Source organism: Myxococcus sp. AM009 (genome assembly GCF_013372605.1).
GTDB lineage: Bacteria > Myxococcota > Myxococcia > Myxococcales > Myxococcaceae > Myxococcus > Myxococcus vastator.
The window spans coordinates 1-15,571 of the sequence record NZ_JABXEP010000178.1; the positions used below are offsets into that span (position 1 = coordinate 1).

General features: G+C 71.6%; 14 protein-coding genes. 9 read left to right on the forward strand and 5 right to left on the reverse strand.

The genetic code is table 11. The features are described from left to right. The coding region (locus HV824_RS30630) for an SPFH domain-containing protein (RefSeq protein ID WP_176424853.1) at window positions 1-1,826 on the forward strand (1,826 nt) is incomplete at its 5' end. Window positions 1,827-1,883: 57 nt separating this feature from the next. After that, window positions 1,884-3,326: a protein-disulfide reductase DsbD gene (locus HV824_RS30635; protein ID WP_176421194.1), complete on the forward strand. Its 1,443-nt coding sequence runs from the start codon at window positions 1,884-1,886 to the stop codon at window positions 3,324-3,326. A 19-nt stretch (window positions 3,327-3,345) separates the two neighbouring features. Here the strand turns inward: HV824_RS30635 and HV824_RS30640 are convergent, their stop codons facing one another. Next, window positions 3,346-3,774: a thiol-disulfide oxidoreductase DCC family protein gene (locus HV824_RS30640; protein WP_176421195.1), complete on the reverse strand. Its 429-nt coding sequence runs from the start codon at window positions 3,772-3,774 to the stop codon at window positions 3,346-3,348. A 126-nt stretch (window positions 3,775-3,900) separates the two neighbouring features. Between HV824_RS30640 and HV824_RS30645 the strand changes: the two genes are divergently transcribed. After that, window positions 3,901-4,800, forward strand: a complete 900-nt coding sequence (locus tag HV824_RS30645; RefSeq protein ID WP_255208477.1) for a VanW family protein — start codon at window positions 3,901-3,903, stop codon at window positions 4,798-4,800. Beyond that, entirely contained in the window at window positions 4,797-5,846 is a 1,050-nt protein-coding gene (locus tag HV824_RS38000; RefSeq protein ID WP_176421196.1) for a hypothetical protein, read from the forward strand. The genes HV824_RS30645 and HV824_RS38000 overlap by 4 nt, the downstream gene beginning before the upstream one ends. Window positions 5,847-5,944: 98 nt before the next feature. Here the strand turns inward: HV824_RS38000 and HV824_RS30655 are convergent, their stop codons facing one another. The 4 genes from HV824_RS30655 to HV824_RS30670 form a co-directional block, all read right to left on the reverse strand. Continuing rightward, complete coding sequence (locus tag HV824_RS30655) at window positions 5,945-6,529, reverse strand: tRNA-uridine aminocarboxypropyltransferase (protein WP_176421197.1); 585 nt, start codon at window positions 6,527-6,529, stop codon at window positions 5,945-5,947. Continuing rightward, complete coding sequence (locus HV824_RS30660; RefSeq protein ID WP_176421206.1) at window positions 6,526-7,074, reverse strand: hypothetical protein; 549 nt, start codon at window positions 7,072-7,074, stop codon at window positions 6,526-6,528. Before HV824_RS30660 ends, HV824_RS30655 begins: the two co-directional genes overlap by 4 nt. Before the next feature lie 101 nt (window positions 7,075-7,175). Continuing rightward, window positions 7,176-8,042, reverse strand: coding sequence for a DMT family transporter (locus HV824_RS30665; RefSeq protein ID WP_176421198.1), 867 nt, complete (start codon window positions 8,040-8,042; stop codon window positions 7,176-7,178). Between the two features lie 58 nt (window positions 8,043-8,100). Continuing rightward, window positions 8,101-8,832 carry a YafY family protein gene (locus HV824_RS30670; protein ID WP_176421199.1) on the reverse strand — a complete coding sequence of 244 codons (732 nt, stop codon included), beginning with the start codon at window positions 8,830-8,832 and terminating at the stop codon, window positions 8,101-8,103. A gap of 87 nt (window positions 8,833-8,919) precedes the next feature. On the opposite strand from HV824_RS30670, the gene HV824_RS30675 reads away from it, so the two are divergent. From HV824_RS30675 to HV824_RS30695, 5 genes are all read left to right on the forward strand, one after another. Then, window positions 8,920-9,678: an alpha/beta fold hydrolase gene (locus HV824_RS30675; protein WP_176421200.1), complete on the forward strand. Its 759-nt coding sequence runs from the start codon at window positions 8,920-8,922 to the stop codon at window positions 9,676-9,678. Window positions 9,679-9,716: 38 nt separating this feature from the next. Then, entirely contained in the window at window positions 9,717-11,324 is a 1,608-nt protein-coding gene (locus HV824_RS30680; protein ID WP_176421201.1) for a sensor histidine kinase, read from the forward strand. Window positions 11,325-11,464: 140 nt separating this feature from the next. Next, entirely contained in the window at window positions 11,465-12,067 is a 603-nt protein-coding gene (locus HV824_RS30685) for an RNA polymerase sigma factor (protein WP_163786370.1), read from the forward strand. After that, window positions 12,067-15,054 carry a CHAT domain-containing protein gene (locus HV824_RS30690; protein ID WP_217917886.1) on the forward strand — a complete coding sequence of 996 codons (2,988 nt, stop codon included), beginning with the start codon at window positions 12,067-12,069 and terminating at the stop codon, window positions 15,052-15,054. Before HV824_RS30685 ends, HV824_RS30690 begins: the two co-directional genes overlap by 1 nt. Before the next feature lie 96 nt (window positions 15,055-15,150). After that, entirely contained in the window at window positions 15,151-15,339 is a 189-nt protein-coding gene (locus HV824_RS30695; protein WP_176421204.1) for a hypothetical protein, read from the forward strand. Window positions 15,340-15,571 lie beyond the last annotated feature (232 nt).

Genomic DNA, 15,571 nt, shown 5'->3' on the forward strand with positions numbered 1-15,571 from the left:
GAGGGGGCGGAGGGGGCGGCGGCAAGCTGGAGCAGCCGCGCTACGTGGACGGCTGGCGCGCTGGCAAGCCCGCGGAGGACCCGGAGAAGATGAAGCGCTGGGGGCTGGTCACCGCGCGGCCCAGTGAGTTCCTGGTCCACATGCGGCGCGGCCGGGTGCGCGAGGTCAGCGGCCAGGGCGCCAGCTGCTTCAAGCTGCCGGGGGACTCGGTGGCCATCGTCCCCACCAGCATCCAGCGGCTCCAGTTCACCGCGGACCAGGTGACGCACGAGAAGGTGGGCGTGCAGGTGACGGGGCTGGCGGTGTACCGGATTTCGGACCCGCTGGTGGCCTTCCGCATGCTCAACTTCTCCTTCCCGGAGCGCGCGCAGGAGAAGCTGGCGGAGCTGCTGCGGGAGATGTTCGTCGGCGCCGCGCGGCGGCTGGTGGCGAACATGTCCGTGGAGGAGTGCCTCTCCAAGCGCAAGGAGGGCATCGCCGCGGAGCTGGTGCGCGAAATCGCGCCGGTGCTGTCGGGCCGGGGCCGCCTGGAGGACCAGACGGACGCGGGCTGGGGCGTCCTCCTGGACACGATCGAAATCCAGGACGTGCGCGTCCTGTCCTCCACCGTCTTCGCCAACATGCAGGCGCGCTTCCGCCATGAGCAGGAGCGGCAGGCGCGCGAGGCGGAGCTGGCCAAGGAGCGCTTCGTCCACCGCGAGGAGACGGAGGCCGAGCGGCAGCTGAGCCTCCAGCGGCTGGCGGCCGAGGAGGAGGTGCGCCAGAAGAAGCAGACGGCGGAGGAGCAGGCCCGGTTGGAGGCGCTGGCGGTGGAGGCGCGCGTGGCCGAGGCGAAGCTCGGCCAGGAGCGCACGCTGAAGCAGGAGCAGGCCACCGTGGAGCGCGAGGTGGCGCTGGCGAAGATGGCCGCCGAGCAGGAGGTGCGCCAGAAGAAGCAGGTGGCCGACGAGCAGGCGAAGCTGGACGCGCTGTCCGCCGAGTCCCGTCTGGCCGACGCGAAGATCGTCTCCGAGCGGGCGCTGGCCGTCAGCCGCGCGCAGGTGGAGATGGAGAAGCTCCAGCGCGAACAGGACGCGGAGGTCGCGCGTCAGCGCGTGGCCCTGGAGAAGCTCAAGCGCGAGCAGGACACGGAGGCCGGGCGCGCGAAGCTGGAGCTGGAGAAGCTGAAGCTGGCGCAGGAGTCCGAGGCCGCGCAGGCGAAAATCGAGCTGGTGCGGCTCCAGCGCGCGCAGGAGGCGGAGAACGCCAAGGCGCAGATGGAGCTGGCGCGGCAGCAGCGTGAGCAGGAGCTGGAGCTGTCACGCCAGCGGCACGAGCAGGAGGTGGAGCTGGCGAAGCTGCGCCGCGAACAGGAGGAGGCCGGCGCCAAGGCCCAGCTGGAGCTGGAGCGCCTGCGCCGCGAGCACGAGCAGGCCACCGCGTGGCACGAGGTGCAGATGGCCGCGCACCAGCAGGAGGCCGAGCGGCTCCACGCGGAGCTCCAGGTGGTGCAGGCCCGGCGGTCCATCGTGGAGACGGAGGTCGTCATCGCCGAGCTGAGCGTGCGCAAGGACCAGGCGCAGCAGGAGCTGGAGCTGGGCAAGGCGCGCGCGCTGCGCGACATCGAGAACAGCGTCAGCGCGGAGGTCATCCAGATGACCCTGGCGCAGCAGCTCCCCCAGGTGGCCGCGGCCTTCCAGCAGAAGATGGGCGAGGTGCACGTCACCGCGGTGGATGGGGCCAACCCGTTTGGTTACATCGCCGCGGCGGTGGAGGGCGTCATGGGACTGGCGCGCTCCGCTGGACTGAAGACGCCTGCTTCCCCGCTTGCTCCGCCTGCGCAGTAGCCCGGGGCCCCGGGCCTGCGTATACAAGGGGGCCTGGGACCACGGAGTCACGCACGCATGGATGCGAAGAAGCTCGGAGTGATGGCGGTGCTGGCCGGGGTGGCGGTGGCCGTGGTGCCATGGCTGCTGCCCACGGGCCCCAACGCCAACCTGGATGCGGCCCGGTTCCTCGAATCCGGCAGCCTCGCGGTGGGCGCGGCGGTGGTGTTCGCGGGTGGGTTGCTCACCGCGCTGACGCCGTGTGTCTATCCGCTCATCCCCATCACCGTGTCCGTCTTCGGCGCGCGTAAGGCGGAGGGCCGGGGCCGCGCGCTGCTCCTGACGTCCTCCTACATCGTGGGCATGGGCGTGGTGTTCAGCGCGCTGGGTGTGCTGGCGGCGAAGACGGGCCAGGCGTTCGGGTCGATGCTGGGGCACCCGGCGGTGGTGACGGGCCTGGCGGTGTTCCTGCTGCTGCTGGCCACGTCCATGTTCGGCGCGTTCGAGCTGGCGCTGCCGTCGTCGTTCCAGACGAAGCTCAACGCCGTGGGTGGCGCGGGCGTGGCGGGCGCGTTCCTGATGGGCAGCGTGTCCGGCTTCCTGGCGGCGCCGTGCACCGGCCCGGTGCTGACGGGCCTGCTGGCCTTCGTGGCGAAGTCGGCGAACACCACGCTGGGTGCGTCGCTGCTGTTCGTCTACGCGCTGGGCATCGGCGTGCCGTTCTTCCTCATCGGCGTCTTCACCGTGCGGCTGCCGCGCGGCGGCGTGTGGATGGAGTGGGTGAAGAGCGTCTTGGGCATCATGCTGGTGGCCCTGGCCTTCAGCTACCTCAAGGACGCCTTCCCCTGGGCGCGGGACGTGGTGAAGGGGCTGGGCCTCCTGGTGGGCCGGGTTCCGGGGGCCGTCATCGCCGCGCTGCTGGTGGCGGTGGGCGTGGTCCTGGGCGCGGTGCATCGCTCGTTCAAGGAAGGCGCGCGGGAGTTCTCGTTCAAGGCGCTGGGCGTGGCGCTCGTCGTCGCGGCGCTGGTGCTGCGTGGCGGCGCGCTGGACGCGGGGCCGGTGGGCACGCTGTGGGTGGAGCTGGGCCTCACCGAGCCGCCGCGTGCTCCGTCCTGGCAGTGGCACCACGTCATGCCGGCGAAGCAGGCCACCTTCTCCCCAGAGGCCTTCGACCAGGTGCTCGCGCAGGCGAAGGCGGAGGGCCGGCCGGTGCTCATCGACTTCTTCGCGGACTGGTGTGCGGCCTGCAAGGAGCTGGACCGCGACACCTACCCCGCGCAGGAGGTCATCTCCCAGTCCGACGCGGGGCGCTTCCTCAACATCAAGATTGACGCGACGAACAGCGAGGACTCGCTGGACGCGCTGCTGGACCGCTTCGGCGTGGAGGGCCTGCCCACCGTGGCGTTCATCTCGCAGGAGGGCAAGGTGCTCACCCAGCCCCGCGTCACCGGCTTCCTGGCGCCCAGCCCCTTCGCCACGGAGATGAAGAAGGCGCGCTGCACGGACGCCAACGCCTGCTGATTCGATGGGCGCCGCGTGGCTACGGCGCGGCCTCCGGAAGGAAGCGGGCTCGCAGCTCGGGCGTGGGGATGCGGCACTGTGCCTCTCGTCCGAACCAGCGGTAGCGGTTGCGCGCGATGACTCGGTAGACGAGGTCGCGCAGCGGCCGGGGCACCACGATGAAGGCGTAGAGCCACCGCCACGGCCCCTGCAGCATCCGCGCGACGCGGAGCGCGGCCGTGGACCGCTCGTACAGCTTGCCGTCCTGCAGGAGGACGAAGCTGTCCGGCTCCTCCTTGGGCACGACGCCGTGCGGCGCGAGCAGCGCGGCGGCCCGCTGGGACTGCAGCGCCGTGAAGCGGATGCGCGCGTCCGGGTCCCGGTCGATGATGAAGAGGACCGTGCCGTTGCACAGGTTGCACACGCCGTCGAAGAGGACCACGGTGTCCGAGGGCTGGGCGCGGGTCATGATGCGGCAAGTCTAACAGCCCGCGCCGTCGGGCGACGCCGAAGCGGCGGGGAGCTCCGGACAAGTGTCCCCGCGGCAGCGCCCCTTGCTTCCTTCCCTGGCGCCACCCTTGCAGAATGTTCGGACATGCCCACGCCCGCCATCGCTCCCCGCCTCCTGGAGTTATCCGCGCCCGCCCTGCTGTGGAGGCGGAGCAAGCAGTGGATGCTCCAGGCGAACCGCCTGGCGCGGTGGACCGCGACCCCCGAGCGCTGGCCGCGCCCGCTCCTGGCGTCCATGCATGAGAAGGGCGTGCTCCTCGGCTCGCACACGGTGAATCTGCTGCGCGCGGACGAGGACGCGGACCCCGTGCTCGAAGCGGGCAAGCAGCACAACGTGCGGCTGGCGGCGCCGGCCTTCGATGGCCTCCTCGTCGCTCCGGACAGGCCCCTCTCCTTCTGGCGTACGCTGGGCCGGCTGACGGAGCGCAACGGCTACCGGCATGGGCTGGCGCTGAGCGGCGGCTGTCTCACCCCGTCCATCGGAGGGGGCATCTGTCTGCTGGCCAATGCGCTCTTCGAGTTCGCCGCCCGTCAGGGCTGGCACATCCTGGAGCGCTGGGGGCACACGATGGAGGCGGTGCCTCCGCCACCGGGCGCGCTGTGGGGAATGGATGCCACGGTGGCCTGGCCCTATGTGGACCTGGTGATGGCGCCGCGTGAGGGCCCGGTGCGGCTCGGAGCCCGCGTCGCGGACGGGAAGCTGCGGCTCTCCATCCACGGGGCGCACGCCCCCCGGACGCGCTCACTGCTGTGGTCCGAGGACGAGTCCCTTCTCGAACTCCCCGAGGGAACCCTGCGCATCAACCGCGTCGTGCGCCGAGTTGAAGACACCGGCTCTGGCGCCGTGCTCGAGGAGCGCACCATCGCCGAGAACCGGCGACGCCTGCTGAACCCCGAGGCGCGGAAGCGGACGTGCCTGACGTGCGGGGAGACCGCATGCCACGCTCGCGTCGAGGTCCCGCGGTCAGAGGCCAGGGCGCCATGAACCTGGTGCTCGCACCGGAGCCCGCCCCGTGGCTCTCACAGCTCGCATCGTTGCTCCCGCGCGAAGCGGAGGTGCTGGCCCCCTGGGCGCTGCCGAGACTGCCCGCCTGGGGCCCCGTTCCCACCCGCCTGCGCCACGCCTGGACTCGCCGGACGCTGCCGGTGCCCGATGGCTTCCGCGTCTGGGGCCTGCCGGGCTGGGCGGCCGTGGAGGCGGGGATGCGCGTCGCGGTGCGCTCGACGGCGGCGACCTTCCAGGCCCGCTTCACCCTGCGCAAGCGGTGGGCGCAGGCGGCCTCGGCGCTGCTCCCGGCGTCGGTGGAGACGGTGCTCGCGCCAGCGCTCTGTGCCCGGGAGGTCTTCGCGGTGGCCCGCCGCCAGGGCGCGCGCTGCGTGTTGGTGGAGGACCTGCCCTCCTTGAGGGAGCTGCACGCGGACCTGGACGCCGCCGCCGCGCGGCACCCGGAGGAGGCCTTCCTGCGCAACCACCGCGCCTCCGCGGAGGACGTCGCGCGGCAGGAGGCGGAGCGAGTCCTCGCGGATGAAATCTGGGTGCGAGGCGCGCTCGCCTTGGAGCGGCTGCGGCTGGCCGGACATGCTCCGGAGAAGCTCCGCGGGCTGCACTTTCCAACGGACCGCGAACCGCCCCAGGCGCCCCGGCTGCCTCAGCACCACGGCCCGCATGTGGCCCTCCTCGCCGGGCCCGCCCTGGCGCGCGGCGGCCTGCGAGAAGCCTTGGCGGTGCTCGACGAGCGACCTCAGTGGAACCTCTGGGTGCGCCCCGCCGAGGGCACGGATTCGCGACATCTGAATCACCCGCGAGTGCGGAAGGTGACGGCGCAGGTGCAGCGCACGCTTGAGCACGTGGACGTGGTGCTCGCGCCAGCGTGGTGTGAGAGCCACCTGAGCGAGCTGGCGCGGGCGCGGGAGCAAGGCCTCCCTGTCATCGCCACGGACCGCGCCGCGGGCTTCTGGCCCTGCCGGACGGTTCCTCGCGGCGATGTGCCCGCCCTCATCTCGGAACTGGACGCGCTGACCGCGCGCTGAAGCCCGCGCCTGTCGGCACCAACCCCGTCCTGAGCGGACGGCTCGTGCGCACCGCGAGGCGGCCGGCGGGGGTGGTCGCTCGGTGCACGCCGGGCGCGCTACGTGTTCCGTCCCCGGCTCGCGAGGACTCGGTCAATCATCTGCTCGTGCAGCGCATAGAGCGGCTGGGCGACGTGTTCGCCCTCCAGGTATGCGAGCGCACCGGCGATGGCCTCCAGCGTGGACATGCCATCCGGGTGGGGCGGGCGCCTCAGTCGCCGTGAGTCCGGAGCGGGCGGAGGCAGCTTCAAGCCGGGGAGCCGCCGCAGGGCGGGGACTCGCTGCACCATGCGGCGTGCCTGCCCCCAGCTCCCATCCAGGATGATGAGCCTGCTGGGAAAGGCCGCACCGGGCTCGGGCTCCTGGTGCGCGTCTGGGAACAGCAGCCACGTGTCGTCGCCCTCCAGCACGGAGGCGTCGAAGGGCACCCCCGGCGAGCCATAGGAGACGATGCTGCACCGGGGAATGGCGAGCGCCGCCATGCGCGCCGTGTTGGTCGACTTGAGCGTCTCCTTGTGGTGCCGGACGATGAGCAGCTCGGTGCGCGTGGAGACACACGGCACCTCGGCGCACAGGCACAGGGCAACGGGGAGGAAGCAGCGCGGGCAGCGGCCCGCGAGGTCCTCGGGCGTTCGAGACCTCATTTGCCCTGGCGGTAGCGCTCCATGAGGGTCCGGGCCTCGCGCAGCTTCTCGTCGACGAAGCGGTCATCCGCGTCCGGCTCATACTCCGCGTCGGGCAGGTCGAGGTGAAAGAGGGCGGAGAGGCTGACGGGCGTCACTTCCAACCATTCGGCGGTGCGGTTGAGCGCGGCCTGTCGGCGGCCCGCGAACGTCTCCGGCCCATCCTCGGGGCCGCAGCGGCAGATGCGCGCCGAGTCACCGGACACGTCGACGTAGAGCCCCAGCACCTCCGCGTCCAGCTCCGCGGCCAGCGCGCACGTGGCCTCGCTGACGTAGGCGGCCATGGCCTGCGCCGCGGAGCGCTCCGTCAGCGAGCGGACGAGGAACACCTGCCAGCCGGCCTCCGTGATCGCGCCCGCCTCCTGGAGCGGCGCCAGCTCCGCGGGCGGCGCGTGGATACGCGAGAGCAGCCGTCGCACGGGCACTTCCAGCCGCTCGAGCCGGGCGCTCGAAGCGGGACAGAAGAAGACGACGCGGTACTCACGGCTGTCGGCTGCGGTTTCCATAGGCATACGGCGTCGCCAGGAACGGAGGGGAGAGTGTGTGCGGGGGCCCAAGAGGACCAAAGGACTCCCCACGCATGCAAGCGGTGATTTGGAACCCGCATTCAGCGTGCCGCGGCGCGCAGCGGCACTGCCTGGACGGTGGCGCGTCGCTCGGCCGCCACCCATGCGCCCGCCACCAGCACCAGCAGCCCGCCGCCCAGCGCGACGGGCGTCAGCCTCTCCGAGAAAAAGGCCCAGCCCACCAACGTCGCGGTGAGCGGCTCCAGGTATGTGAGCGCCGCCGTGGCCGCGGTCGGAATACGTCGCAGACCGGTGTGGAAGAGGATGTTTCCAATGAGGCCGCAAACGACGCCACCCACGAGCACGAGGAGCGTGCCTCCATCCACCGTGGGTGGCAGTGCCTGGCCTCCGAAACAGAGCAGCAGCACGCCCGCGGAGATGGGCGCATGCAGGGAGGTCACGGCCATGGGTGAATAGGCCCGCGCCGCCTGCTTCGCGGCCAGGACGATGATGGCGTAGAAGCAGGCACTGCCCGCGCCCAGCAACGCCGTCAGCCCGGAGAAGCCGCCGTCGGGCCGGCCAATGAGCAGGGCCAGGCCCACCAGCGTCACGGGGCCTCCAATCAGGGCCCGGGTGGAGCGCTCCTCGCCCAGCACCCAGGGGGCCAGCAGCGCCAACAGCAAGGGTGCCAGGTAGTGCGTCAGCACGGCGATGGACACCGGCCCTCGCTCCATGGCGGCGAAGAAGAGGGCCGTGTTCGCCGCGTCCGCCAGCGCCACGATGAGCAGCGCCAGGGTGGCCCGGCGGTCGCGCAGGGCGTCGCGCTGGAACAGGAAGGGCGCCGGGAGCGACATGGCCAGGAGCACGAGGAAGGCGTTCTGCGGCCCAGCGAGCCCCGCTGGACGGAAGAAGAGCGCCCAGCACCCCCAGAGGGTGGCCCCGGCCGCGACCATGGCGAAGTACCGCACCGTGTGACTCCTGGTGACTCCGGCGCGCACTCCGGCTCCGGCGGGCGCGCAGCCTACCTCAGCCTGGGGCTCGCGCACCGTCCGCGCGCTGGGCCTCGGCCTGGGCTCGCAGGCCCTCCATGTCGGGCGTGAAGGGGCGGCCGGGGACGAGGCGGGCTCGGCGGATGCGGTCCATGCGGAACATGCGCGCCGCGGCCTTCTCCACGTCCCGGGCCAGCACGTACCAGACGGGCGATTCGACCAGCAACCCGTGTGGCTCCACGACGCGGCGGGTCGCCTTGCCGTGCCGGTCGCGGTACTCGAAGGACAGGCAGACCTGCTCGCGGAAGGCCCGCTCGAAGACGGCGAGCAGCTCCTCGGGCGGTGTTCCGGCGCCCGCCAGCACGCGGGCGCTCGCCGGCCGTCCCACCACCACGCGGCGGCAGAGCTCACGCATGCCCCGGGCCCGCTCCTTGGGGACGCTGGCGAAGAGCTTCTGGAGCCCCGAGCGCGCCGCGCTTCCCCAAGGCAACGTGCTGCCCGTAGCGGACAGGTTGGCGGCCAGCCAGAGCGCCACCACCTCCTCCTGCGACAGGTGGACGGCCGCCACGCCCCGGTCCCGCTCCAGCCGGACGCCGCCCCCAGGGCCTGTGTCACTGCTCAGGGGAATGCCCTGTTCCCGCAGCGTCGCCAAATCCCGGTGGACGGTGCGCGCGCTCACGTCGAGCGCCTCGGATATCTCCGCCACCGTCGTCCCATCCCGTCCCCTCAAGAAGTCCAGCAGCCGCATCACCCGGTCGACTCGTGCCATTACTGACAGTTTCTGTCAGGGATGGGCCGTACTCCACAAGCATCAGGTCGCGCATGACCGCGCGCTTCGAGGTTAGAGGAGAACTTCATGATGGGTGCCAAGGGAATGTTGAATGTCGACGATGGGGGCGTGGGTGGACTGCCGGTGGTGTTCGTCCATTCGAGTGCCGGCAACACCACGCACTGGGCCGCGCAGCTGTCGCACCTGCGGGAGCGCCGGCGTGCCGTGGCGCTGGACCTGCGTGGCCACGGAAAGTCCGAGCTGCCACGGGACGGCGGCTTCACCGTGGAGGACTTCGCGCGGGACGTGGGGACGGTGGTGGAGGGGCTGGGGATTCAGCGCTTCGTGCTGGTGGGGCACAGCCTGGGCGGGGCCGTCTGCGTGGCCTACGCGGGGGCGCATCCGGACCGCGTCGCGGGGCTGTTCCTCCTCGACCCGGCCTCGGACGGACGTGCGATGCCAGCGGAGCAGGTCCAGGGCTTGATGGCGCTGCTGGCGACCGAGGCCTGGAGCGCGGTGGTGCAGGAGGCGTGGGCGCCCATGCTGGCGCCGTCCCGGCCGGAGGTGCGCGAGCGGGTGTTGTCCGAGCTGCGCGCCACGTCCCAAGAGGGCGTCCGGGGCGGACTGGGAGCCCTGCTGGACTTCGACCCCGTGACGCCGCTGCGGCGCTACTCGGGGCCGCGTCTGTCGGTGGTGACGGCCTTCAACGAGGCGCCGGGCTCGTATCACCACCTGGTGCCGGAGCTGCCGCACGCGAAGGTGGAGGGCACGGGACACTGGGTGCAGCTCGACGCGCCGGATGAGGTGAACCGGCTGCTGGACGGCTTCCTGGCCACGGTGCGCTGAGCAGGTGCTCGCGGAGCGTAATCTGTCACAGTACGGGCATGGGGCCCTTGTTCGCCTACAGCCTCGTGCCTGTCCTCTCCGTGTCGCTGCTGCTGTTCTTCACGGCCGCGCTCCGGGGGCACAACGCACGAGGCCTGGCGCTCTACTGTCTGGCGACCGCGGGGTGGACGGGCGCGCTGCTGCTTCTCTGCATCCCGTCCATGGCGTGGGTGGGGGAGCGCTTCGTGGCGGGTGGGGCCTTCATCGCGGCGGCGTACCTGCACTCCGCCTATGACGTGACCCGGCAGCGCTCCTACCGGTTGGTGGTGCTCGCGTACTGCGTGGCGGTGGTGGTGACGGGCATTGGCGCGTTCCTCCCCAGCGTCCTGCACGGGCCGCTGGCGATGGGACGAGGCCCCCTGTTCTGGCCCGCCATGGTGCTCGCCGTAGCGGCGGCGAGCGTGCCGCTGGTGCAGTTGTCGCGCGCGTATCGCGGCGAAGCGCCCGAGCGGCGGCCCATCCTCCTCGGCCTGGGCATCGCCGGGCTGCTCGCGTACCTGGGCAGTATCGGCAACGCCTTGTTGTTGTCGGGCGGGTACGCGTTGCCGTTCGGCATGTACCTGGTGCTGGCGGCGCTGCTGGTGCTGGTGCACGTCATCAATGCCCATCAACCAGCCGCGGACCGGCGGTTGCTCGAACGCAGCCTCGTCTACTCCGCGGTGGCGGCGGTGTTGTCCGCGGGCTTCCTCTTTGGCGTGCTGACGCTGCTGTCGGGCAGCGGCCAGCCGTTCCTCACCGAGTACCGCGTAGGCGCCTTCTTCCTCCTGGCCCTGGCCGCGCTCGCGTTCGAGCCCGTGAGGCAGGCGCTGCAGGCCTGGCTGGGGCGCCGGCTCCTCAAGGGCCGGGCCTCCAGTGACGACCTGGCCGCCGCGCTCGCGCGCGAGGAGGCACGCGCGGACCACTCCGCGCGGCTGGCGGAGTTGGGCCAGTTCACGTCCGCGGTGGCCCACGAGGTCCGCAATCCGCTGGGCGTGCTCGCCGCGCACCTCAAGCTGCTGGAGCGAAGGGGCGGGGACCCGGACACGGTGGCCGCCATGCGGGAGCAGATCGACCGCGCCAGTCACTTCGTCGACGAGCTGCTGCGCTACGGCCGCCCGCGCCCGCTGGACCTGCGCCGCGTGGATGTCTCCGCCACCGTCGCGCTGGCGTACTCCACCGCGCGGCAGGGACTGGGCTCGCTCGCGCCCGAGGTCTCCTTCGAGTCCGAGCAGGACGCCTCGCTCACGGTGGAGGCTGACCAGTCCCAGCTCTCACAGGTGATGGTCATCCTGTTGGAGAACGCCCTGCTCGCCCTGGGAGACGTGCCCGCACCGCGCTTGAGGACGTCCATCGAGCAGACGAACGGCCGGTTGCTCGTCCGGGTGGAGGACAGCGGGCCAGGCATACCGCCGGAGCTGCTGCGCCGACTCTTCCAGCCCTTCGTGACGGGTCGCAAGCGCGAGGGACCTCGGCCAGGGACGGGGTTGGGGCTGGCCATCGCGCGAGGCATCGCCGAGCGGCATGGCGGACGTTTGAGCGCGGGACGCTCGGAGGCCCTGGGGGGCGCGGCGCTGACGTTGGAATTGCCCATGGCGCAGCCCGCGTCGATTTCCGCCGCGCTGGCCTGACGCTCGCGCATCCCTGACCCGCGGGGCGGCGGGGCTGTCCGTGAGCGAGCGCAACTTGCTGCGATTAAGTTTGCTTCACGACGGCCTTCCAAGGATTGCCCCGGACTCCGTTTCGAGAGGCGTGGAAGGAGGCCGAGTCGATGAGCGGCCAATGCATTGCCACAGTCATTCGGATTCCTGTGGCCTACAGTACGGATGTGCATCCCGACGGGTTCGAGGAGTTCGCTCATCGTGTCAGGCCCATGCTGTTGGCCCTGGCGAGACGGTTGTGCGGTCAGGGAGGCATTGATCCGGAAGACCTGGTGCAGGAGGCGCTCACGCGCGGACTGCTGCATCACGGGGCACTCGCCGCGCAGCCGGAGCCCGTCTACAGGGCGTGGCTGTGTCGGGCGATGACCAATCATTTCCTCGACCAGTGCCGCAAGCGGCGCTCGGAGCTGCTGGAGCAGGACCGTCCAGAGCTGCGGCTGGTGCGCGAGGGCGTGGCGGCCCCCGAGCCGGAGGCCAGGGAGGCCTGGGAGCACATCTCGGAGAAGGACTTCCAGGCGGCCATTGCCCAGCTGCCAAATCCCCGGGTGCGAGAGGCGTATACGCTGCATGCCTCGGGGATGCGCTACCGCGCCATCGCCCTGCGCATGGGCGTCCCCGAAGGCACCGTGGGGAGCTGGCTCTATCAGGCACGCAAGGAATTGAAGGCGCTGCTGCTGCCGCTCACGGGGAGTGACGGGGGAGGCAGCGCGTGATGGGGACGCTCTGTAACAGGTTGTCCCTCTTCCTCGATGGCGAGCTGCCGCCCGTGGACGAGGAGAACTTCCGGCATCACCTCGCCCGCTGTGATCCCTGCGCGTCGGGTCTGCATGAGGCCATGCAACTGGAGCTGCTGGGCTTCCATGTGATGGGAGACCCGCGGGCACTGGCGCAGGAGGATGGTGCCGAGCCCTGGATGGGAACCGAGGTCCCCAAGGCACGTGACCCGGTGGTCGTGCCGGGGCGCCCTCACTGGCGATGGGCCCCGTTCGCGATAGGCGCCGTGGCGGCGGCCATCGTCCTGGTCCTCGGCGTCAAGAGCGCCGACGTGCGGGGTTCCCAGCAGGAGGTCTGGCTCGAGCGGACGTCGTCGCGGCTCATCGAGGCGAGGGTGGCCTATGCCCGCGCGGATGGACACCGGCCCTACGTTCCCCTGCGCGCGGGTGTGGGTGGCCCTCCGAGCGGGGCGGGCGTGGCGTTGCCGCTGCGGGCGCTGGCGGACTTGGAAGACCAGGGGGACCTGCACGGCATCGCCGCCGCGTACCTGGTCCGCAAGGACCTGCGGCAGGCCTCCGACTTCCTCCACCGGATGGCGCCGTCGCCAGACCGGGACAGCGACCTGGCCATCGTCGCGTTGGAACAGGGGCATCCGGAAGAGGCGCTGGCGCTGCTGGACGGGGTGTTGCGACAGGCGCCCGAGCACGCCCAGGCGCAGTGGAACCGGGCGCTGGTGCTGCGGGAGATGGGGCTGACGCTGCTGGCCGCGGAGGCGTTCGACGCGGTGGTGGAGCGCGGGGAGCCGGGCTGGAGCGAAGAGGCGCGGATCCGCGCGCGAGCGCTCCGGCAGCAGACGCAGGCGCGGGGCCGGGCCTGGAAGGGGGCTCGCGCGGCGGTGCGGGACCTGATGGTGGACGCGCAGGCGCGGCTGCCGCTGGAGGAGGCGAAGCGCTTTCCTGGCATCGTCCGGCTGGCGTTCTACGACGCGGTGCGGGCCGCGCAGTCACGGGAGTGGGTCCTGCGACTGATGCCGCTGGCGGACGTGTTGGACGGCGTCCAGGGCGGCGAGGTGCTTCGCGGCTACGTGCGGCGTGTGGCGGAGCGGGACTTCAACCGCCGCGCGCCCCTGGCGGCGGACTACGCGAAGCTCGTGCGGGGCGAGCTGTCCTCACCGGCGCGCTTCCTGGAGACGCTGCGGCGCTCGGGCGAGGATGACCTGTACCTGGGCGGGCTCATCAATCAGACGGCGGGCGCGCGCCACCTGGAGGACTTCACGCGGCTGGCCCGTGAGGCCAAGGACCCCTGGTTGTCGCTGCTGGCCGAGCGCGAGCTGTCGGGCGCAGAGGAGCGCGCGGGTGAATGGTGGAAGGCGGAGGCGCGGCTCCGCGCGGCCGTGGGGGCCTGTCAGGGCAAGGGGCTGTCCTACCGCTGCGCCACGCTGAAGAAGCGGCTGTCGGACCTCTATCTCGCGCTCAACCGTCCGGCGGAGGCCTTCGAGCAGGCGTGGAGCGGCTGGCTGGCATCCCGGGAGCTGGAGGAATGGGAGCTGGAGCAGCAGTTCCTCCAGGAGCTGGCGCACATCGCTCGCTACCGGTTGGACGTCACCAGCGCGCGCGCCTACCTGCGCGAGTCCCTGGCGCGAACGCCCGAGGCCTGCGAGCAGCGCACCTACGTGCACCGCAACCTGGCCTACCTGTCGTGGCTGGAGTTCGACGCGCACGAGGCGCGAAGCGAGCTGGAGCTGGCGCAGGAGTGTGGCCGGCCGCTGGGGCTGCCCGGCGCGCTGTTGCTGTCGTACCTGGCGCGCTTCGGCGCGGACCGTCAGGACGCGGACCTGTTGCGCCGCACCCTGGCCGAGCTGCACCGGGCGCAGCCTTCACCGGGCAAGCTCGCGCAGATGCGCTTCGCCGAGGGGCAGTTCGTCCTGGAGCGAGACCGCGCCGCCGGGCTGGAGCTGCTGCGCGGCGCCATCCAACAGGCGGAGTCCCTTCCCAACGACGTGGACGCGCGCAAGACGCGCATGGGGGCCTACAACGTCCTGGCGCACGAAGCGGGCCGCACGGACGCTCCAGAGGAGGCCCTGGCGCTCATGGGCGCCGCGCTCCAGGTGGAGGTCCCCGGGCGGTGTGTGCTGGGCGTCGCCGTGGACTACGAGCGCTCGGTGGTGGCGCTGCGCGGCGCCACGGGCGAGCTGCAGGGGCACTTCGACGCCAGCCGCGCGGAGCCCCTGGGACGGGACGCGTCCGGGCTGGTGCCTCCATCGCTCCAGGCCGCACTGCGGGGCTGCGAGCGGGTGGACGTGCTCGCGCTGCCGCCGGTGCATGGCCTGCGGGGACTGCTGCCCGCGGACCTCGCCTGGAGCTACCGCGTGGGGCGGCCCGGAGGAGCGTCTCCCGTGCCGGCTCGTGGCAGCGGGCCGCACCTGGTCGTCAATGGGGTGGAGGCACCCGCGTCGCTGGGCCTCCCGCGGTTGCTTCCACTGGAGTCGCCGCACGCGCCGGACCCGCGGCGAATCGAGCTGTCGGGCGTGCAGGCCACGCCGACGCGGGTGCTGGCGGCCATGGCGCAGGCCAGCGAGGTGGAAATCCACGCGCACGGCGCCTTCAGCCCCGAGATGTCGGACGCCTCGCTGGTGGTGCTGGCGCCTGAAACAGACGGCCAATATGCGCTATCCGCCTCCCAGGTCCGCGCGCTGAAGCTGGAGCGCGCGCCGCTCGTGCTCCTGGCCACGTGTAGCGCGGCCCGGGCCACGCCCTTCCTTCATGAGTCCTTCAGCCTGCCGGTGGCCTTCATCGAAGCCGGCGCGGCCACGGTGCTGGCCTCCACGGCGGAAATCCCCGACTCGGCGGGGCGCTTCTTCGAAGCGGTTCGCGAGCGCATCCGGAGCGGCGCGCCAGCGGCCCTCGCGCTCCGTGACGAGCGGCGCACGTGGCTGGCGGCCCACCCCTCCGCGGACTGGGTCCACGGCATCCTCCTCTTCGAATGACGGCCAAGGAATCCGACTCGGGGCGTAGTACCGGGGCGGAGGCGGGGGCGTCGGCATGCCGCTGGACCCCGCCGGTGCCGCGCAGAGGGGGATGCGATGGTGAAGAAGCTCTCGAAGAAGTCGAAGCGCGCTGGGGCGGTGGTGAGCATCAACCCGCATGACCCACCGCCGGAGCCCACCCCGGGCCTGACGGCGCACCCGCCGTTCTCGGCGAGGATGTCCGTCGTTCCGTCCGTGAAGACAGCGTCTCACCCGGACGGCTCGGACAGCGCACGTCGTAAATAAGTGTCACTTTTCCGGATTGTCCTGAATCGCGCTGGCGATACAGGTTTCACGGGGCGCCTCCAGTCGGGGCGCCCCGGATTTTTTTGAACAGAATGCACAAGAAAATGGGCTGGGTCCGTATTTGAGATTGAGGGGGCGTTGGTCGCGAGCCCCCGAGAAGAGGGGGGAGCAGATGTTTCGTGGTGACGCGCGGGGCCAAGGGGATGCGAGCGGTATCTGGGCACCTGAGGAG